The sequence below is a fragment of the Methylosarcina fibrata AML-C10 genome (genome assembly GCF_000372865.1).
In the GTDB taxonomy this organism is placed as follows: Bacteria; Pseudomonadota; Gammaproteobacteria; order Methylococcales; family Methylomonadaceae; genus Methylosarcina; species Methylosarcina fibrata.
The window spans coordinates 2,433,942-2,453,141 of the sequence record NZ_KB889965.1 but is presented as its reverse complement, the minus strand read 5'-3'; the positions used below and the strand labels follow the sequence as shown (position 1 = coordinate 2,453,141).

The window sequence follows — 19,200 nt, the reverse complement described above, 5'->3', positions numbered from 1 at the left end:
ACGGCACGGGGATAAGAATGAAAAAACTTCTGTCTTGTGTAAGAGATTGTTTTAATTGCTTGATCGATTTCTGATTCAAGCCGGTATTGCTGAAGGGCAGTTTATAGTACAATTCCCCTTTTGCGGATGAGGCATGCTGTGGCCTGCGTTCATACCCGATACCGATTATTTTAGAAAAAACTGTTGGAGTATCAAAGATGACGATGGACGATAGAGACGGCGTTATTTGGCTGGACGGAAAATGGGTTGAGTGGCGTGACGCCAAAGTCCACGTATTGACGCACACCCTGCATTACGGAGCGGGCGTGTTTGAAGGGCTGAGAGCCTATCATGCCGAGCAGGGGACGGCAATTTTCAAAATGAAGGAGCATACCGACCGATTGTTCCGGTCGGCGCACATCATGAACATGCCGATGCCTTTTTCCAAGGACGAGATCAATCAGGCGCAATGCGCTGCGATCGTCAAGAACAAACTCGACAGCGCCTACATCCGGACCATGTGCTTCTTCGGTTCCGAAGGCATGGGTCTTAGAGCGGACAACCTGAAAGTTCACGTCATGATCGCGGCCTGGACCTGGGGGGCTTATCTCGGGGCCGAAAACATGGAGAAAGGCATCCGCATCAGAACGTCGTCCTATACCCGGAATCACGTCAACAGCACGATGTGCAAGGCCAAGGCCAACGGCAATTACATCAATTCCATTCTGGCCCTGCAGGAAGCCCAGTCGACCGGCTACGACGAGGCCTTGCTGCTGGATCACGAAGGCTTTGCCGCGGAAGGCAGCGGCGAAAACCTGTTCATCGTCCGAGACGGCAGCCTTTATACGCCGGAGACGACGTCCGCGCTGGAAGGCATTACCCGCGATACCATCATGACCATTGCTGCCGAGCAGGGCTTGCCGGTGACGGTTAAACGCATCACGCGGGATGAAGTGTATGTGGCCGACGAAGCTTTTTTCACCGGTTCGGCCGCCGAAGTGACTCCGATCAGGGAATACGACGGGCGCAAGATCGGCAACGGTGGCCGCGGGCCCATCACGGAAAAGTTGCAGGCGCTCTATTTCGACTACGTCCACGGCCGCAGAAACGACCATGCCGAATGGCTGACCTATGTTGCCAAATAAAATTTGAAAAAAACACTGATTCCAGACTTTGCCGGCAAGATTCTCATCGTCGGCCCTTCGTGGGTCGGCGATATGGTGATGGCGCAAAGTCTGTTTATTACTCTGAAAGAACGGCAGCCGGACTGTCGAATCGATGTCCTGGCGCCGGCCTGGACTTTTTCTCTGTTGGCACGCATGCCCGAAGTCGCCGGGACCGTGGCCATGCCGCTTGCGCACGGCCAGTTCGGCTTGCCGGAACGGGTCCGGCTGGGCCGGAAGCTGCGGGCCGAAGGTTATGACCGCGCCATCGTTTTGCCCAATTCCTGGAAATCGGCCATTGTGCCCTGGATTGCCAAAATACCGCTGCGTACCGGTTATATCGGCGAGTGCCGCTGGGGATTGCTCAACGATGTCCGCCGCCTGGACAAGACGCTTTTGCCGATGACGGTGCAGCGCTTCGTGGCGTTGGGACTGCCGAAAAATGCGCCTTTACCGCCGGCGTACCCCATGCCTTCCATTGCCGTAACCCGGGAGCGGCAGCAAGCAGTAGCCGACAAGTTTCGGCTGGTTTTGGGCGGTCCTATCTTGGCATTATGTCCGGGCGCCGAATACGGCCCGGCCAAGCGCTGGCCGGCCTCCCGTTTTGCCGAATTGGCCCGGATTAAAGCCGGCGAAGGCTGGCAGGTCTGGCTGTTCGGGTCCGGAAAGGACCGGACGATTGCGGAACAAATCAACCGGGAAACCGGAGGAGTTTGTCTCGATTTTACCGGCCGGACCTCGCTGGCCGAAGCCGTGGATCTGATGTCGCTGGCCACGGCCGTAGTCAGCAACGACTCGGGCTTGATGCATGTGGCCTCGGCTTTGAATAAACCGGTCATAGCCCTTTACGGTTCGTCGGATCCAGGCTTTACGCCGCCTCTGAACGCCAGGGCCAAAGTCGTTTCACTGCATCTGCCTTGCGCGCCCTGTTTTAAACGCACTTGCCCCCTTTATCCGGCCGGCCATCCGGAACACGCCCGGTGTTTGACCGGAATCAGGACGGAGCGGGTGTTGCAAATGCTTGACGAAGCGAGGCCGGGCTGACCATGCGTGTCGCGATAGTCAAATTATCCGCTCTGGGCGATATCGTCCATGCCATGGTGGCGCTTCAGTTCATCAAAGAGTATGCTCGGGACATCCGGATCGATTGGGTGGTCGAAGAATGTTATGCCGAGCTGTTAGCCCACAACCCCGATATCGATCGTATATTGACGGTCAATCTGAGAGCATTGAAAAACGACAAGTCGGCTTTTTTTCAGGAATTCAGAAAGATTCGAAGTTATGCCGGGCACCGTTATAATCTGATCATCGATGCGCAAGGCCTGCTGAAATCGGCCGTGGTCGCCAGGCTCATCAGCAATTGCCCGATTCCCTGCGCGCATACCCGCAAAGCCTCGGAAATTTGCCAGCACATCGCCGGATTCGACTGCCATTCGATCCGGGAAAAAGCCGCTTCCTGGCTGTACGACGTGAAAATTGCCTGCGCCTACGACGCCAATACCATCGACCGGAACGCGCTGATTTTATCCAGGCCTCTTGGACTGGGGATTAGCCGCGAGCAAATCGTCGGCAAAAGACCTTTTTTATTTTTTCGCAATGAAGACCCGATCATCTATGATTATTTGTTAAAGGATAAGCCCAACATCGTCTTCGTCATCGGTTCGACCTGGGAAAGCCGCAATTATCCCCCGGAAAAATTTGTTAATATCGCCGAAGCGTTGCAGGAAAATTGCATTGCAGTCTGGGGAAACGAGCAGGAAAGGGCGAAAGCGGAATGGATGGCCGAACGGTCCCGATTGATTAAAGTCATACCGAAAAGACTGGATCTGAATGCCTTGAAGGCGCTGATTGCGAAAGCGGATTTGCTGATCGGGAACGATACCGGGCCCACTCATATGGCCTGGGCTCTGAACAGGCCGTCGATTACCCTTTTCGGTCCGACGCCGGTCTCCAGGGTTTACCAGACAGACATCAATAAAGTGGTCAAATCGCATTCGCCTGTGAATCCGTACAAACTGAACAAGGAAGATTATTCGATTAGGGAAATCGACGAGAACGAGATCATCGGACCGGCAAAATCCTTATTGTCGGCGACGTTTAAACAAGATCAAGAGATATTGTCATGATAGATCAAGAAACTGCCTATCAATCACTGCTCTATACGCTGCAACGGAAAAATAAACTGTCGGCGGCGGAGCTGAAAAAAGCCGAGCGGGTGCGCAAGGCGTCCCTTTCGGAAGGTCTGCCCCAATTGCTGATCAAGCTGGGATTGTGCTCGGAGCTCGACGTGGCCGATGCCTTTGTCGAATCCGGACATTTCGATAAAGTGGTCTCGGGTCAGTATCCGCTGGAAACCCAGCTTCCGGACAGCGTGTCCCTGCGTTTTTTGAAGCACAATCACGTCGTCGGCATAAACCACGACGAAGACGAGATTACCGTGACCATGGTGGATCCTGAGGACCGGTTTGTCATCGATGCCCTTAAATTGGCGACAGGGAAAAAGATTGCGGTCAAGGTCGGCCTGCTTTCGGAAATCGATGCCGCGCTTGAAATGCAGTACGGCGAGGGTCGGTCGCAAATGGACAAGATCGTCGACGATCTTGCCGTGGAGGACGGCGGCGAGGAAGATCTGGAGCATTTAAAGGATCTGGCCAGCGAGGCGCCGGTGATCAAAATGGTCAATCTGATCATGCAGCGCGCCATCGAAACCAAGGCTTCGGACATCCACATCGAGCCTTTCGAGCAGACGTTGAAAGTCAGATTGCGTATCGACGGGGTGTTGCAGGATATCGACGCGCCGCCGGTCAAATCGACCGCCGCGGTGATCTCGCGTATCAAGATCATGGCCAAGCTCAACATTGCCGAACGCCGGCTGCCGCAGGACGGCCGAATCAAGGTGCAAATGCTCGGCAAGGAACTGGATCTTCGGGTTTCGACGATCCCGACGATGTACGGCGAGAGCGTGGTGATTCGTCTGCTGGACAAGGAAAGCGTCGTGCTGGATTTTGCCACGCTCGGCTTCTCGGGCCGGCATTCGGAGAAATTTCTCGAGATACTGGCTCAGCCGCACGGCATCATTTTGATCACCGGTCCGACCGGAAGCGGTAAGTCGACCACCCTGTATACCGCATTGAAGACGCTCAATACGGCGGAACGCAAGATCATTACCGTCGAGGATCCGGTCGAATATCAACTGGAAGGCGTCAATCAGATCCAGGCCAAGCCCCAGATCGGGCTCACTTTCGCCTCGGCCCTGCGATCCATCGTCCGACAGGACCCCGACGTCATCATGATCGGCGAGATGCGCGATCTGGAAACGGCCAAAATCGCGGTGCAATCGGCCCTGACCGGGCATTTGGTGCTGTCGACGCTGCATACCAACGATGCCGCGGGCGGCATTACCCGTCTCCTCGACATGGGGCTTGAGGAATATCTGCTGACTTCCACCGTCAACGGCATTCTGGCGCAGCGTCTGGTCAGAAAATTGTGCGAGAAATGCAAAAAAGGCCAACCCGCCTCGCCTGAAATTATCGGTGAAATGAAACTGCGCAGATTCGTGCCGGAAGGCGACATCCTGTTGTACAAGCCGGTCGGTTGTTCCGCCTGCGGCGGACTCGGTTACCGTGGGCGGCAGGCCATCATCGAATTTCTGGTAATGACCGATCCGATCCGCAAACTGGTCATGGCGCACGAAGAAGCCGGCGTCATCCAGAAAATGGCGATCGAGGAAGGCATGTCGACCATGTACGAAGACGGCTTGGCAAAGGCGTTGAAAGGCATTACCACCTTGGAAGAAGTACTGCGCGTGACGACGGAAGCCTGATATGTCCTTGTTTACTTATAAAGCAATCAACAATCTGGGCGAAACCGAGGAGGGCGTCCGCGACGCTCCCGACGAACAATTTCTGATCGGCGCGCTGCAGGCCGAAGGCTATATTCCGATCCGGGTCGCACCGGCGAGCGCCAAGTCGTTCCTTGGCCTGAGCATCGGCGCCAGACAGTCGAAGCTGAGTCAGAAGGAAATCGCGTTGTTTACCGGCGAACTGGCCACCTTGCTGGATTCCGGTTTGCCGCTGGACAAGTCGTTGACGGTATTGATCGATCTGGCCGAAGACAACGAACGGCTGAGCAAATTGATCGGCAGAGTGCTGGAAAAAGTCAAAGGCGGCTCGTCCCTGGCGGACGCTCTGGAAAAACAGCCGGGCGTGTTCAGCCGGTTTTATCTGAACATGATCCGGGCGGGAGAGGCCGGCGGCAGTCTGGGCGAAGTCTTGAACCGGCTTACCGAGTATCTTGAACGCTCCCGGGAATTAAAGGATACGGTCAGTACGGCCTTGATTTATCCGGCCATCCTGCTGATCATGTCGCTGGCTTCGCTGTTCGTGATGCTGATTTTCGTGGTGCCGCAGTTTACCGAAATGTTCGAAAGTGCCGGCAAGGCGTTGCCGTTGTCGACGCAAATCGTCGTCGGACTGGCCGAGTGGCTGCAAAGTTATTGGTGGATTCTTGTGGGCGCGGCGGTCGTCATTACCAGCTATATGAGGTTCCAGTTGGCCGATCCGGTCACCAAGAAGGTATGGGACGGGCGCTTTCTAAAACTGCCGCTGGCCGAAACCGTTCTTTTGAACAAGGAAACCGCAAATATCAGCCGAACCTTGGGAACTTTATTGGGCAATGGAGTTTCCATACTCTCGGCTTTGGCCATCGTCCGGGAAACCGTAGACAATCTGGTTCTGGTGGATACGATTCAAAAGGCCGAAGAAGAGTTGAAACAGGGCAAACGAATGTCGGATGCCTTATTGAAAACCGGCATATTCCCGAAAATGGCCATGCAAATGATTAAAATGGGCGAAGAGACCGGCCATTTGGAAGAAATGCTGATGCGCGTAGCGGAGATCTACGACAAGCAGTTGAAAGTGTCCATCCAGCGTATGTTGGCGTTACTCGAACCGGCTTTGATCGTTACTTTGGGCCTGATGATCGCGGGCATCATCGTTTCGATCCTGCTGGCGATACTTAGCGTCAACGATCTGGCTTTTTAACGGAAGTTTGCGTACAGTGCGCTTGCGTTGCATTTTGCCGAAGGTTCCTGTTCCGCATGATCGTTCTTCCGTGCCGTGGCTAACGGTTAACCGGACGGCGTAAAACGCGGGCAGGCTTTATTCGGAAAGAGGAAGGCGCCGCTTCCCGAAACGAGGCCGACTCTATCCGGCTTCGGTTCGAACGGAACGGAGTCGTCTTGAGCTGTGTCGGCGCAGCAAGCGGGTTCCGGCGAAACGTCGCCGTTTTACTTAATCTTGCTTTAACAGTGCTGGATATATACTAAGGTATTATCTAATTTTTAATCTTCAAAACGATTAGTTACAGACAATGAAAGACAGAAAAAATCGAGCGGAAAGAGGCTTCACCTTATTGGAATTGTTGGTCGTACTGGGCATCATTTCCATGTTGGCGGGCCTGGTCGGACCTAAAGTCATGAAGCATATGTCCGATGCCAAAATCAAGGCGGCCAAAGTGCAAATCGCAGAAATCGGCCAGGCTTTGGAGATGTATAAACTGGACATGGACAAATATCCGACCAGCGAGCAGGGCTTGAGCGCTCTGGTCGAATCGCCGCAGGAAGCCAAACGGTGGAACGGGCCTTATCTTGGCAAGTCGAAAGTGCCGCTGGATCCATGGCAGCAGGAATACCGTTACGTTTCACCCGGCGAGCACGGAAAATTCGATTTGTATTCTTACGGCGCCGATGAAAAAGAAGGCGGTGAAGGCGAAGATCAGGATATCGTCAGTTGGGAATGATGCGGCGGACGCAACACTTCCGCTGCCGGGACGAGGCGGTTCGTCAGGGCGGGTTTTTCAGGCTCCTTACGCCGGTTCGCCCCTGTAAAAATTCAGGCTTTACCTTGCTTGAACTGCTGATTGTACTGGTCATTATCGTACTCGGCTTTTCGGTGGTGGCGATTAATGCGTCTTCCGGACATCGCGCCCTGGAACATAAAGCCGCCGTCAGAGACATCGTTTCGGCGCTGCGCTATGCCAGAGGCCAGGCTTTAATGACCCATCAGGAAACGGAAGTGTCGTTCAATCTTGCCGACAACAGTTATACGGTCAGCGGCCGCGATAAAGTTTATACCATTCCGGAGTTTATCGAAGTGACGGTCGTGACGGCGCAGAGCGAAATTACCGGGGAAGGGCAAGGCAACGTCCGCTTTTTCGCGGACGGATCCTCGACAGGAGGAAGAATTACTTTGGAACGGGAAGGGTATGCCTCACGCGTGGATATCAACTGGTTGACGGGACAAATCGAAACTGAAAATGAAGCAACGCTCTGAACCGGACCAGTCTACGTGACAGGATGCGGATGACTACACTACCCGGAAACAAACAAGCGGGTTTTTCCTTGCTGGAAATCCTGGTGGCTTTTTCGATTCTGGCCATCGCCCTGGGCATTTTGCTCAACATATTTTCTTCTGGCGTGGAAACGGCCGCCGTCGCCGAGGAATATACTTCGGCGGTGCAGATTGCCGAGACGCTGATGGCCAGGACCGGAGTGGAATCTGCGTTGCAACCGGGACAAACCGCCGGCATTGAGAACGACAAATACAGTTGGCAGGTCTCGATCGCTCCGTATGAGCTGACTCTTGAAGATTTTGATGCCCGGTCTCTTCCGGCGGCGCTGTTCATGGTAACGGTGAACGTCAGTTGGGGCGACGGCGCTTCGAACGGCAATCATCAAAGAGAAGTCGAGTTAACGACTTTGAAATTATCCGCCAAATCGTCATGATCCGGAACCAGACGGCCCAGGGCTTCACCCTGATCGAAGTGCTGATCGCCATGACGCTGCTGAGCATCATGATGGCGTTGTTGTTCGGCAGCATGAAAATTTGCGCTGAAAGCTGGGAAAAAGGCGAAAATAAAATTGCGGAAGTCAGCAATGTGACCGCGGTGATTAATTTTTTCCAGCGCCATTTGATTCCTGCGGAACCGTTATGGAACGATTTTAGTAATGAGGAAAAGGATGGAGAAAAACTGCTTTCCTTTCAAGGCAGGGCACAGGCGTTTCAGTTTGTTTCCGCGTTTCCGGCAAGCGCGGGCAGAGCGGGTTTGCAATTGATCTCGGTCGCCCTGGACAAAGACAATGGCGAGCAAGTCCTTAAAGTAACGCTCACGCCGTTTTTTCCGGTGGGTGAAGGCGGAGAATGGTTTAAGGAAGAAGAAATTTTGCTGAGGAATGTGAGTTTTTTTTCACTGACTTATTTTGGTTCCGAAGACGGCCAGGCGGAAAGCCGGTGGCAAGATGAATGGATCGGAAAAGATAGACAGCCCCAATTGGTTAAAATCAATATCGGCCTGGAAAACGAAATGTACTGGCCGGAAATGATTTTTCCTCTTAAAGCTACCGAATCCGTCGAAAGCGCCGGCATAACCTTTGCCGAAGACGCCGCCGAAGGCAATGACGGCGAACAGACCTTGGATCCGGAGAATTATGAATGACGGCCCAGGGTTTAGGTTTTTCTTACGGAAAAAGCTTCCGGCAACAGGGTCTGGCTCTGGTTCTGGTTTTGTGGACGCTGAGTTTGTTGATGATCATGGCCGCCAGCTTTACGTTGACCATGAATCGGGAAGCCGCAGTTACCGTCGGCATCAAAAATAATGCCCAGGCCTTGGCGGCAGCCGAATCGGGTATTACCCTTGCCGAGATGATGTTATTGAATCCGGATCAGAATAAACGCTGGCACACCGACGGCAGCATCTATCAGATTCAATTCATGGAGACCTTGGTGCGTATCCGGATGTTTGCGGAAGCTGGTAAAATCGACATCAATAAAGCCGATCAAAACCAATTGCAAAGTCTGATTGCGTACGCGCACGTGGAGCCGGAGAAACAAACGGCTCTGGTCAGCGCCATTATGGATTGGCGCGATCCCGATGATTTGATCAACGTCGAGGGGGCGGAAAAGGAAGAATATGAGGACGCGAAATTAAAATATCAGCCACGCAATAAACCGTTTCGGTCCGTTGAAGAATTGCAAATGGTATTGGGAATGGACGCATCCATATTAAAATGGATTGAACCGCTCATTACCGTGTATTCCGGCAATGCTCAGGTCGATCTGTCGCAGGCTTCCAAAGAAGTTTTACTGGCAATACCCGGACTGGACGCCGAGCTGATCGATCAATACATCGAATTGAGACAGAAAAGCGCTATTGAAGGGACTCCGGTTCCGCCATTTTCCCTCGGCCTGAAACAAACGGGATCGCCCGGAGAAAGCAATATAGTCGAAATCATGTCCGAAGCGCTGTTGGATGATGGATCCACAGCTATAATAAAAGCTGTCGTATATAAGAATTCCAATAATCAGTCCTCGCCGTTTCAGGTTTTAAACTGGCGCCGCGAGGATAAAGGCAACGTCTCATTATTTTCAGAGGAAATGAGCTCATTTTTAGTGACACAGCATGCTGAATCTAAATAAATCGATCGATCTGGACGTTAAAAAGTTTTTCCACTGGTGGAAAAAAGAGCTCGCATTTCTGATACCCTCGAAAATCAAGCAGTTGGTCAATGAAGAACGGGGACTGATCATTGTAAGAACGGTGGATCACCAGTTGGAACTCACCTGCCGGTTCGATGATCGGGCTCAATCGTTGGGCAGAGTGGATAGAAATGAAGCCGGTTTTGCGCGATTCGCAACCTGGATGGTCAATAACGAAAATAGCGAAAGACTGGCCAAAGCGGACGTGATCATTCGGTTGAATCGCGAGGAAGCTATCCATAAAATCATCGTGTTGCCGGAGGCGGCGAGAGAAAATCTTAATCAGGTGGTTTCTTACGAGTTGTCGAGGTACACGCCTTTTAAACCGGAACAGGTTTATTTTGCCGTTAAATTGATCAATGCCGACAACGAGCCCGGCCAGATCCGGGCCATGCTGATATTGACTCCGAGGGAAATACTGGATGGTCTCTATGAAGACGTCAAGACGATGGGACTTTCGCCGGTATTAGCCGAATACGAAGAGATGCCGAACGATCCGGATGATTTCGACGATCCCTATAATCTGCTGCCCGACTGGTTGAGGCAGAAAATAGACAACATCCCCCGCCTGGTCTATTCCAGCCTGGCTGCCGCCATCGTATTGCTGTGCGGAGCCGTCATCGCCTTGCCGGTCTGGTTCGAACATCAGGCGGTCAATCTGTTGCGGGAAAAGACCGGGGAAATCGAAAAGGAAGCCAAAAACATTAAACAGTTGCAGTCAGAGATTGATCAAGTAATAGGAGAAACCAGCGCCTTGATCGAAATGAAAAATTCCGCGCCGCCGATGCTGGAAATGTTGAATTCGCTGAGTGCGTTAATCAATAACGATACCTGGTTGTCCTACGCGCATTATTCGGATGGCCATCTGCAGATACAAGGAGAGTCGCCGACGGCTTCGGGGCTGATTGCCATCCTTGAAGACTCCGCCTTGTTCAATAATGCAAAATTCGTTTCTCCGGTAACGCAGGATACAACCACCGGACTTGAACGTTTTCAGATCACCGTGGATGTCGTCAAGGCTGGAGGTACGGATGACCCGAATAAAAAATAAGCAGATGCAGCGTTGGCTGGCGGTCGGTTTGCTGGTTGCCTTAATTTTATTGATCGGTTTGGCGGTACTCTGGCCTACCGTCGGCAAATGGATGGAATTGAACGAAGAAAAATTGTCGCTCGCGCGGCAGCTCAAACAATACGAACGGATATTGGCCGGCAAGGACGCCGTCGTCGAGAGTATGAACAGTGTCAAAAAGGAGATTCTCGAACAAGGCTATTTCAACAGTCAGCAAACCGTCTCTCTGGCTTCCGCCGAGTTACAGGAATTTGTCAAAAAAGCGATTATCGATGCCGGAGGACAACTGAGCAGCACGCAAGCCCTTCCGGTTATCAACAAGGAAAAATTCAGCCTGATTACGGTCAGTGTCCGAATGACCGGAAATATCGAAGTATTACGCGGCGTGCTGCACCGATTGGAAACTTCGACTCCTCTGGTCGTGATCAATGAATTGGATATCAGGCCCATGCGCAACATAAGAAATAGGCGTACCCGCCAGATTGAAGCCAGTAACGAATTGAACGTGAATTTTCAGGCGGTCAGTTTTATGAGAAAACAGCCGGAATGAACATTAAAATAGTTAAATTATTGGGAGCCGTCTGTGGCGCTCTGGTCGTCCTGCTGATGGGCGAATGGATAGCTCACGAGTTTGCGTTGCAGCGTCTTTTGGCTTCCATTAACGAGTCGTCGTCGAAACATCGTCAGATCGAGGAAGTTCCCACCATCGATCTGGATAAAAAGACCGAGGAAAGTTACGCCGACATCGTTTCCAGACCATTATTTATCAGAGGCAGAAAACCGGTCAATGAGCCCGCCTCCGAATCGGCTGCCGGCGGCACTTCCGGCGGAGGTCCGGATGGCGTCTTCGATTGGCAATTAAACGGCGTGTATACGGTAAACAACAGTTGGTCCGCTTTGTTTAGCCGAGAAAAAGCCGCCAGTAACAAAGACAGGTTTCGTAAATTGACGATTAACGACGATCTTGACGGTTGGAAGCTGATCGAAATTCACAGAGATAAAGTGGTTTTGGAACAGTCAGGCGGTGAGAAAAATGAACTTACGCTTAGAAAAGCCAAGCCGAAAACCGCACCGCGAGTTCAGGAACCCGCGCCCAAGCCGGCGCAAGCGCCGCGTCCGGGGCATTTGGAAAGAAGAGCGAGAGGACCTCAACCGCCGGTTCCTCAACCTGACAATCAACCAGAAACTCAACCTCAAACCGAAGTAGACGCTCCCGAGAATAGCGATAATGAATAATCTAAAAACAATGAAAACAGCTTCCTGCCTGGTTGCGGCAGGTTTAATGCTTTCAAGTTGCGAATTATTAGGTCCAAAGCAATCCGTCAAATTGCCGTTGTACCCCGTGCCCAAGGAACAGGAGAGCGATAAGTCCGAAGTCCTTTTTGAAGAGTTGCAAAACAAACCGCCGGTAGCCGATTCCGCGCAATCGAAAGTTGAGTTATATCCGGGAACGGATCGTCCGGTGGCGACGCCCAGGGTGCGGTCTGAACAAAAGGCCAAATCCACCGGCGCCGAATTAAGCGTTAATTTCGATGAAGCCGATCTGGGAGAAGTTGCCAAAGTCATCTTAGGAGACATTCTCGGATACAACTATGTATTAAGTCCCAAAGTGGCCGGTAAGGTGACTTTGAATACGACCTTAAGCAGGGAAGAATTGCTGCCGACTCTGGAAAAAGTACTCCGGCAGAACAACGCCGCTCTGGTTAAAGTGGGCAGGGTTTATCATATAGAGCCGGCTGCCGATGCGGTGTTCAGCTCCGATGTGACCACGCGAAGGGGCGTAAGTGAGTCGGGGTTTCAGGCCCGAGTGATACCGATCCGCTACGTGTCTGCGAATGACGTGGCGGAGGTGATCAAACCGCTCGTGCCCGAAAAAACGGTCGTCAATGTGGATCCGACGCACAACACCATCATCGTTTCCGGTACGGCCGACGAAGTCGACCGGGTTCTGGATCTGGTCAGTACCTTCGATATCGATATTTTGAGAGGACGTTCGTTCGGATTGTATCCTTTGTCCCATGTGGCGCCCGAAGACATTATTAAGGAGCTCGAGTCCATTTTTACCGCTACGCAAGATAAAAAGGAAGGAGGGGAGTTTTTCCGTTTTCTGGCGATAGACCGGCTTAATGCCGTTCTCGCGATTACCCATCAGTCCCGGTATTTGGCCGACATTGAAAATTGGGTGTTCAGGCTGGACCGGGCGAGTTCGGCCAATGGCGGCGGGGTCAATGTTTATAAGGTCCAGCACATGGATGCGGTTGAACTGGCCGACACCCTGAATTCCATTTTTACCGGCACGCAAAAGCAAAGCAAATCGGCCAAGGTGGCTCCCGGAGAGTCGGCGGCGACCATAACGAACAAGGAGTCATCCAAAAAGAGCTCGACCAAACGGCAGTATACCGGCGGCGGCCAGCAAACCGGGGATGAAGGCGTCTCCAATGTCGGCGAAGTCAGGATTATCGCCGATCCTGCCAATAATTCGATTATCACCGTAGCCACGCCTCAGGAATATGAAGTTATTCTACCGGTTATTCAGCAGCTCGACGTCATGCCGCTGCAGGTGTTGATCGATGCGACGATCGTCTCGGTTACCTTGAAGGATGATTTGCAATACGGCATCCAGTGGTATTTTTCACATGATCGAAGCGGGACAGGCCTCAATCCTTCCACCGCACTTACCCAACTGGGAGAAGCCGGCCAAACCGCGGCCCTGGCTGCGGCCACGGGCGGATTCAGTGCGATCTACAGCTCCGGTTCGGTCAAGGCGCTGTTACAGGCGCAATCCGATTTGAATAACGTCAACGTCATTTCCTCGCCTTCTCTGATGGTGTTGAATAACCAGCAGGCCAAAATCAACGTCGGCGATCAGGTTCCCATACAGACCAGCACCTTAACCAATGCGGTCGCTTCGGGAGGCGGAACCAACACCGGCCTGGCGCAGGCCAGCCAGATTCAATATCTGGACACCGGCGTTACTTTGGATGTCACTCCCAGAGTCAACGCCAACGGGATGGTGATCATGGAGATCAAGCAGATCGTCAGCTCGCCCGTCGCGACCACGACCGGCGTGACGACATCGCCGACCATTCAGAAGAAGGAGATCGAAAGCTTCGTGGCGGTCAAGGACGGCGAAACCATCGTTTTGGGCGGTTTGATCGATAACAACAATACCTATAACAGAACCGGCATACCTTTTTTGCATGAACTGCCCTGGATAGGTCCTTTATTCGGTTCGACTACGAGAAACAATGATAAAACCGAACTGGTCGTTTTGATTACGCCGAGAGTCGTCAAATCCAAACAGGATTCCAGAGTCATCTCGGATGAATTTAAGAAGAAATTAACCGGCATCTACGAAGTGGCGCCGGACTATTCAAGGCCGACGGTCTCCCGGTAAGGCGCTTCGGGCACGGGGACCGGTAACTGTGGTCCCCTTTATTTTCGACCGGACGGAAATCACCGGCCGGAGCTTAAAAGCGGACGAGGGCGCGCGATTTTATGTGTTGCGTTCGTTATTTCGCCGGAATTGCTCTTATTCCCATGACCGTTGTTCGTCCAAAATGACCTTGCGTGGAGTTTTAGGCTGCGCTTGAAGTATTGAGCCAAACACGGTTCGTCCGGCAGCGGCTGATCGGATGGAGGCGAAGCCATTCGCTTGAAGGTGCCGCAGAAGCGAATGACTTAGTAGACGGTCAAATCCGAAAGTGATGAAGGGGAGAAGTTGCCGGCAGGAAATTGCCTGTTTCGCGGCCCGGATTTTTCAAATTCAAGTGGCGGGTTGGCTATTGTCCACCAGAATTTTAAGTTTTTGACCGGGACGTAAGCCTTTAACCAGTGTTTCGGCATTGGATTTTCTTAACTCGGCCACCGGGATATTGAATTTTCTGGAGATTTGCGTCAGCGAATCGCCCGCTTTGACCGTATAACGGATCAAGCGAAGGGTTGAATCGGAGGACGCGATTTGCGGATCCTTGCTTTTGATGGTGAGCTTCTTGCCGAGAATCAGGGCCGAATTCAATTTGATGTTATTCCAGCGGGCAAGATCTTGGGTGGATACGCCGTAACGCTGGGCGACGTTCCAGAAGGTATCGCCTCTCTTGACGACATGGTATTTGTTAGTGCCGGCAAACGCATCGATTCTGGACGATTTTGCGATGATGTTGAGATCAGCCGATTTTTTCGATGTAGGTATTTTCAGCCATGCGCCGGTATTGACTGCCCGACCGACCATATGGTTGGCCTGCCGGATGGCGGCTACCGTAGTTTGGTTTTTTCTCGCTATCGAGGTCAGGCTTTCTCCCGGTCTTACCCGATACCGGCTTTGCGCCGGACTGGTTTCGGCGACGTGATACGTCCGTTTGGGAGCCGGCGATACCTCGGGCCGGGTCTGCTGCTGAGCCAGTTGCAGCTCTGCCTGTTTGGGAGGCAAGGAAACCCATTCGTCGTAAGGCAATTGCGCCAGGTTTCTTTTAAACAATTGCGCCTGCTTCACCGGAATCAGCAGCCGATGAGGGCCTTCCGGCGCGGTGCACCAGCGGTTATATCCGGGATTCAGTTTGCGGAATTCCGAAAGCGGGGTATTGGCAAGACTGGCCGCCTTGTTTAAATCGATCGGAGCGTGGAGGTCGACGACTTCAAAATAAGGTTTGTTCGGAATGTATTGCAGTGGAATATGATATTCTTCCGCATGAGCGAATATTCTGGCGATGGCCAATAATCGGGGCACGTAATTGGTGGTTTCTTCAGGGAGATCCAGGGACCAATAGTCCGTCGGCAGGTCCAGATATTGATTTTTTTCAATGGACTTTCTAACGTTTCCTTTGCCCCAATTGTAGGATGCCAGCGCAAGCAGCCAATCGCCCTCAAAGGTTGCGCACAAGTGCTTGAGATAGTCGGTAGCCGCTTTGGTTGAAGCGTAAATGTCGCGGCGTCCGTCGTACCAGGAGTTTTGTTCAAGTCCGTAGAGACGGCCGGTGGAAGGAATAAACTGCCAAAGCCCCGAGGCATCGCTTTTGGAATAGGCGTCCGGTATGAAAGAACTTTCCACGACAGGCAATAACGCCAGTTCGCCCGGAATATTTTTCGCTTCGATTTCATCAAGAATATGATGCATGTAGGGGGCCGCCCGTTGCTGAAGCGACACCAGGGAATCGGGATGCTGCAGATACCAGTTGATTTCCCGGTCAACCCGTTCATTGTTTATTTCCGGGAGGGCGTATAAAGAAAACAGCCGGTCCCAAACGGTATTGATCTGACCGGAGTTATACTTTTTTTTGAGATAAGGGCGGTAGTAAGACGACTGACCAGAATAGGTGTTTTCTTTTTTCGAAACGATGGGCGGCCGGGTGTCGATGCTCAGGTCGTGTTTGGGGGATTGGGAGCAACCGGCAGCGACTAGAGAGATGGAGAGAGACAATAATTTGATTGACCTGCTGGAACGAGTTCTCATTATCCCCCCTAAAGTATAAAGTGCGTTTTCAGAATGTTTCTATTATAGTCTGTTTTTTCTGGATAATCACCAAAGTTAGTTTACCGTTAAGTTGGTCGAAAATGAAACGCAATTTCTTATTTACTTGTTATCGTACTGCCAGGGGGGAATTGTTGAGGCGGCTTGAATCCGATTATTTGCAACGCTCCATCACGGTGAGTTGCAAGCAGACCATCCTGCAAATCGGCGGTCTGGGCTGGGAAAAGGATTTTATCGATTGTTCCCTGTACAAGAATTACATCATTCTCGACAGTCACGGCGTGGGAAGCGAGGAAGCAAAAAAAATTCAGGCCGAACCGTACCGATTGCCGTTGCAATGCGACAGCGTCGATATGATTATATTGTCCCATTTACTGGAATTTGACGCCAACCGCCTGCAAACCATGCGCGAAGTGGAGCGTGTACTGAAGCCCGAAGGCGTCCTGGTGATATTGAATTTCAATCCGTGGAATCTATGGATAACCTATCAGTATCTTTGGGAAATCAAGAAGCCGGATCCCTGCCGATGGCGCCTGATCCGGCGATCGCGGCTGCTGGACTGGCTGAAACTGTTGAATTTCGAGGTCACTCTTTCCACCGAATTTAATTTTAATTCGGTGATTTCGACGCATGGTCAGTACATCGCTCACCGCTATTCCGTTACTGCCGTCGCTTACGCGATCAAAGCGATAAAAAGGCGTTACAATGTGATTCCGTTAACGCCGGTGAGAGAAGCCAAGCCGAGATTGGTGCTGGTCAATTCAATTAATTCATCAACTCAACTTAATTACCATGACTGAACCAGTGATCATTTATACGGATGGTGCCTGCCGGGGAAATCCCGGGCCGGGCGGGTGGGGCGTCATCCTCAATTACAAAGGGAAAATCAAGGAGCTCTACGGAGGGGAGCGGGAAACGACCAATAACCGTATGGAATTGACGGCCGCAATTCAAGGCCTTGAGGCCTTGACGAAAAAATGCAGGGTGGAAATCAACACCGATTCGAAATACGTCATGCAAGGCATTACCGAGTGGATCTCCAATTGGAAAAGACGCGGTTGGAAGACAGCCGGCAACAAGCCGGTAAAGAATGAAGATTTATGGCGCCGTCTGGACGCCGCGATGTCCGGGCACGACGTCCGATGGAAATGGGTCAAAGGCCATTCCGGAAACAACGGCAATGAAAGAGCCGATGCACTGGCAAATCTGGGTATCGATCACCTGGTATTAAAAAAGCCGGGAAAAACGGAAGAAATTCGGATGTGAATGGTGCCTTTTTTCGTAACTCCCGTTTTTTATTTTGCCAGCTTATTTTTTATTCAGTAAGGTTTTGAGGTCGGCAAAAGGATTGTGGGTGGCGGCCGGCGCAGAGGATTTGCCCGGCTGCAGGGAGCCGAATCGCATCTGTTCGTATTTTGAATGTTCGTTGTCATGGCAATAAAGGCACAAGAGTTCCCAGTTGCTGCCGTCCGGCGGATTATTGTCGTGGTCATGATCTTTATGATGAACCGTCAACTCGTTCAGGTTTTTATGATCGAATTCGCGGGCGCAGCGTCCGCACACCCAGGGATACATTTTCAGCGCCTGGCCGCGATAGGACTGCTCTCTCAGTTCCTGATTGCGCCGGGCTTCCGTCACGATCTGGTTTAATCTGTCTTTGTTCATGGACGTCTTTTTTTGAGTCATGGTTTATGTCCCTTGGCTTCGATGTTTGTAACCTGAAAAAATAGCAGCGCGTTTCCGAACCGATCTTCAAGCCGGGCGAGGTCCTCAATCCATTTGTCGATGTTCATTCCGCCGTCGCCGATGCAAAAAACGGACAGAGAGCTTCGCTGATCGATCCCGGTTAGTGGAGGGAAAGATCCGAGGCCGCCCCCCTTATATTGGTCGGCGTTGCGGTGAAGAGCGATTTCGGATAAATAATATAATTCCGGTAAGGCAATTTTGAAAGGGGCCGGATCGAGTTTTTCCAGGCTTGTCTTTGTAGGAGTAAAAGGATCTTCGGTCTTAAAGAAGGCGAGGCTTCCGTACACATCGGCTGGAGCCGGTTCGCCCGGTTCTACCGGGAGCAAATGCATTTGCGAGGAAAGGCATTTTCAGTCCTGCCTTTCCTCGCCGTCTGGATATCGTCGCGATCCTGATTCCGGGACGCCATGAATACGCTCAGCGATTGCATTCAGATTTCATGAGGCGGCCCGTTCTATGGAATCCGTACACTGTATCCGTTTCTTACGGTATTTTCTTACCGTTTTGAGACAGAGACCATGACGTAAGTAAAATAAACCACGGTCAAGATATAAATGCCTACTGCCATAATTCACCCCCTCTAAAAATTATTATTTTTCCAGCAGTCACTGATGACTCGGTTCTGCACGTTTACCCAAGCGGGCGGCTTGAATATACCAGAAGCACTCCGTACAGGTAAACTCCCTACTGTATTATCAACCGAAATTTTTAATTCGGCGTTGCCTGATGAACGCGCCGACCAAAATAGTCACTATTACTGACACAATTTGTCACTCTGAGCGGCGTTGGTTCAACTTAACCCCTTCAATTCAAATACCGGGATCGTGGCATAAAACTTGTTGGGATTTGTATGAAATACTCCTTGGGATGTTTCGGATAAGTTTTATTTAAAAATTAACAGGGAAAATGGGTGATAAGCACCCAGGCCGTTGTTGGTACGGGATATCAATTAAGGAGTCAATACCGAAGAAATTCGGGGATTAATCAACTTTATGCAATTTACAGCAATAGGAAACGAAGACTCGTTTCCAGGATCGCAATATGAACACAGAAATTGATGAGCGTGGACGCCGTTTTTTCAATGAAGTCCGTAATTTCAAACAAAATAATCCCAATGCCTCATGGCTTGACATCGACCGTTTCATCGAGAAAAAACTGGAGGATATTTTCGGCGACACGCTGCCGCCCGATCAGAAGGACTCGTTCGCGGCATTCGGTAGGGCCTGGCGTTAAAAGTAAAGG

The 19,200-nt window shown here is 51.7% G+C and carries 20 protein-coding genes; 17 read left to right on the top strand and 3 right to left on the bottom strand.

All coding sequences use genetic code 11. From position 1 onward, the window contains the following. The first annotated feature begins 197 nt into the window (after positions 1-197). The 14 genes from A3OW_RS0111485 to gspD all read left to right on the top strand — a co-directional run bounded on the left by A3OW_RS0111485 (position 198) and on the right by gspD (position 14,142). Complete coding sequence (locus A3OW_RS0111485) at positions 198-1,124, top strand: branched-chain amino acid transaminase (RefSeq protein ID WP_020563587.1); 927 nt, start codon at positions 198-200, stop codon at positions 1,122-1,124. A gap of 3 nt (positions 1,125-1,127) precedes the next feature. Continuing rightward, positions 1,128-2,186 (top strand): lipopolysaccharide heptosyltransferase II, encoded by a 1,059-nt coding sequence (gene waaF, locus A3OW_RS0111480; protein WP_020563586.1) that lies wholly within the window; start codon positions 1,128-1,130, stop codon positions 2,184-2,186. A gap of 2 nt (positions 2,187-2,188) precedes the next feature. Continuing rightward, positions 2,189-3,268 (top strand): lipopolysaccharide heptosyltransferase I, encoded by a 1,080-nt coding sequence (waaC, locus tag A3OW_RS0111475; protein ID WP_020563585.1) that lies wholly within the window; start codon positions 2,189-2,191, stop codon positions 3,266-3,268. Then, positions 3,265-4,965 carry a type II secretion system ATPase GspE gene (gene gspE, locus A3OW_RS0111470; protein WP_020563584.1) on the top strand — a complete coding sequence of 567 codons (1,701 nt, stop codon included), beginning with the start codon at positions 3,265-3,267 and terminating at the stop codon, positions 4,963-4,965. Before waaC ends, gspE begins: the two co-directional genes overlap by 4 nt. A 1-nt stretch (position 4,966) precedes the next feature. Continuing rightward, positions 4,967-6,184 carry a type II secretion system F family protein gene (locus A3OW_RS0111465; RefSeq protein ID WP_020563583.1) on the top strand — a complete coding sequence of 406 codons (1,218 nt, stop codon included), beginning with the start codon at positions 4,967-4,969 and terminating at the stop codon, positions 6,182-6,184. Between the two features lie 328 nt (positions 6,185-6,512). Beyond that, positions 6,513-6,941, top strand: coding sequence for a type II secretion system major pseudopilin GspG (gene gspG, locus A3OW_RS0111460; RefSeq protein WP_020563582.1), 429 nt, complete (start codon positions 6,513-6,515; stop codon positions 6,939-6,941). Further along, positions 6,941-7,474, top strand: coding sequence for a GspH/FimT family protein (locus A3OW_RS24810; protein WP_020563581.1), 534 nt, complete (start codon positions 6,941-6,943; stop codon positions 7,472-7,474). The genes gspG and A3OW_RS24810 overlap by 1 nt, the downstream gene beginning before the upstream one ends. Positions 7,475-7,503: 29 nt before the next feature. Continuing rightward, positions 7,504-7,926 (top strand): type IV pilus modification PilV family protein, encoded by a 423-nt coding sequence (locus A3OW_RS0111450; protein WP_020563580.1) that lies wholly within the window; start codon positions 7,504-7,506, stop codon positions 7,924-7,926. Then, positions 7,923-8,636, top strand: a complete 714-nt coding sequence (locus tag A3OW_RS0111445) for a prepilin-type N-terminal cleavage/methylation domain-containing protein (RefSeq protein WP_020563579.1) — start codon at positions 7,923-7,925, stop codon at positions 8,634-8,636. The genes A3OW_RS0111450 and A3OW_RS0111445 overlap by 4 nt, the downstream gene beginning before the upstream one ends. Beyond that, complete coding sequence (locus A3OW_RS0111440) at positions 8,633-9,616, top strand: type II secretion system minor pseudopilin (RefSeq protein WP_020563578.1); 984 nt, start codon at positions 8,633-8,635, stop codon at positions 9,614-9,616. Before A3OW_RS0111445 ends, A3OW_RS0111440 begins: the two co-directional genes overlap by 4 nt. Continuing rightward, positions 9,600-10,727 carry a PilN domain-containing protein gene (locus A3OW_RS0111435; protein ID WP_020563577.1) on the top strand — a complete coding sequence of 376 codons (1,128 nt, stop codon included), beginning with the start codon at positions 9,600-9,602 and terminating at the stop codon, positions 10,725-10,727. The genes A3OW_RS0111440 and A3OW_RS0111435 overlap by 17 nt, the downstream gene beginning before the upstream one ends. Beyond that, entirely contained in the window at positions 10,708-11,295 is a 588-nt protein-coding gene (gene gspM, locus A3OW_RS0111430; protein WP_020563576.1) for a type II secretion system protein GspM, read from the top strand. The genes A3OW_RS0111435 and gspM overlap by 20 nt, the downstream gene beginning before the upstream one ends. Then, positions 11,292-11,981: a hypothetical protein gene (locus tag A3OW_RS24805; RefSeq protein ID WP_020563575.1), complete on the top strand. Its 690-nt coding sequence runs from the start codon at positions 11,292-11,294 to the stop codon at positions 11,979-11,981. The genes gspM and A3OW_RS24805 overlap by 4 nt, the downstream gene beginning before the upstream one ends. Positions 11,982-12,027: 46 nt before the next feature. Continuing rightward, positions 12,028-14,142, top strand: a complete 2,115-nt coding sequence (gspD, locus tag A3OW_RS0111420; protein WP_020563574.1) for a type II secretion system secretin GspD — start codon at positions 12,028-12,030, stop codon at positions 14,140-14,142. Between the two features lie 369 nt (positions 14,143-14,511). Here the strand turns inward: gspD and A3OW_RS0111415 are convergent, their stop codons facing one another. Next, positions 14,512-16,194 carry a lytic transglycosylase gene (locus tag A3OW_RS0111415; RefSeq protein WP_020563573.1) on the bottom strand — a complete coding sequence of 561 codons (1,683 nt, stop codon included), beginning with the start codon at positions 16,192-16,194 and terminating at the stop codon, positions 14,512-14,514. Positions 16,195-16,295: 101 nt separating this feature from the next. On the opposite strand from A3OW_RS0111415, the gene A3OW_RS0111410 reads away from it, so the two are divergent. Together A3OW_RS0111410 and rnhA are read left to right on the top strand one after the other, a co-directional pair. Further along, the gene (locus tag A3OW_RS0111410) at positions 16,296-17,012 is read left to right on the top strand and encodes a class I SAM-dependent methyltransferase (RefSeq protein ID WP_020563572.1); all 717 of its coding nucleotides are present in this window, start codon (positions 16,296-16,298) and stop codon (positions 17,010-17,012) included. After that, the gene (gene rnhA, locus A3OW_RS0111405; protein ID WP_198291375.1) at positions 16,999-17,478 is read left to right on the top strand and encodes a ribonuclease HI; all 480 of its coding nucleotides are present in this window, start codon (positions 16,999-17,001) and stop codon (positions 17,476-17,478) included. Before A3OW_RS0111410 ends, rnhA begins: the two co-directional genes overlap by 14 nt. Before the next feature lie 42 nt (positions 17,479-17,520). On the opposite strand, the gene A3OW_RS0111400 is transcribed toward rnhA, so the two are convergent. Beyond that, the gene (locus tag A3OW_RS0111400) at positions 17,521-17,898 is read right to left on the bottom strand and encodes a YajD family HNH nuclease (protein WP_020563570.1); all 378 of its coding nucleotides are present in this window, start codon (positions 17,896-17,898) and stop codon (positions 17,521-17,523) included. Beyond that, positions 17,895-18,284 (bottom strand): hypothetical protein, encoded by a 390-nt coding sequence (locus A3OW_RS0111395; protein ID WP_157385877.1) that lies wholly within the window; start codon positions 18,282-18,284, stop codon positions 17,895-17,897. The genes A3OW_RS0111400 and A3OW_RS0111395 overlap by 4 nt, the downstream gene beginning before the upstream one ends. A gap of 715 nt (positions 18,285-18,999) precedes the next feature. Here A3OW_RS0111395 and A3OW_RS0111390 point away from each other — a divergent pair. Beyond that, entirely contained in the window at positions 19,000-19,191 is a 192-nt protein-coding gene (locus A3OW_RS0111390; protein ID WP_020563568.1) for a hypothetical protein, read from the top strand. The last annotated feature ends 9 nt before the right edge of the window (positions 19,192-19,200 follow it).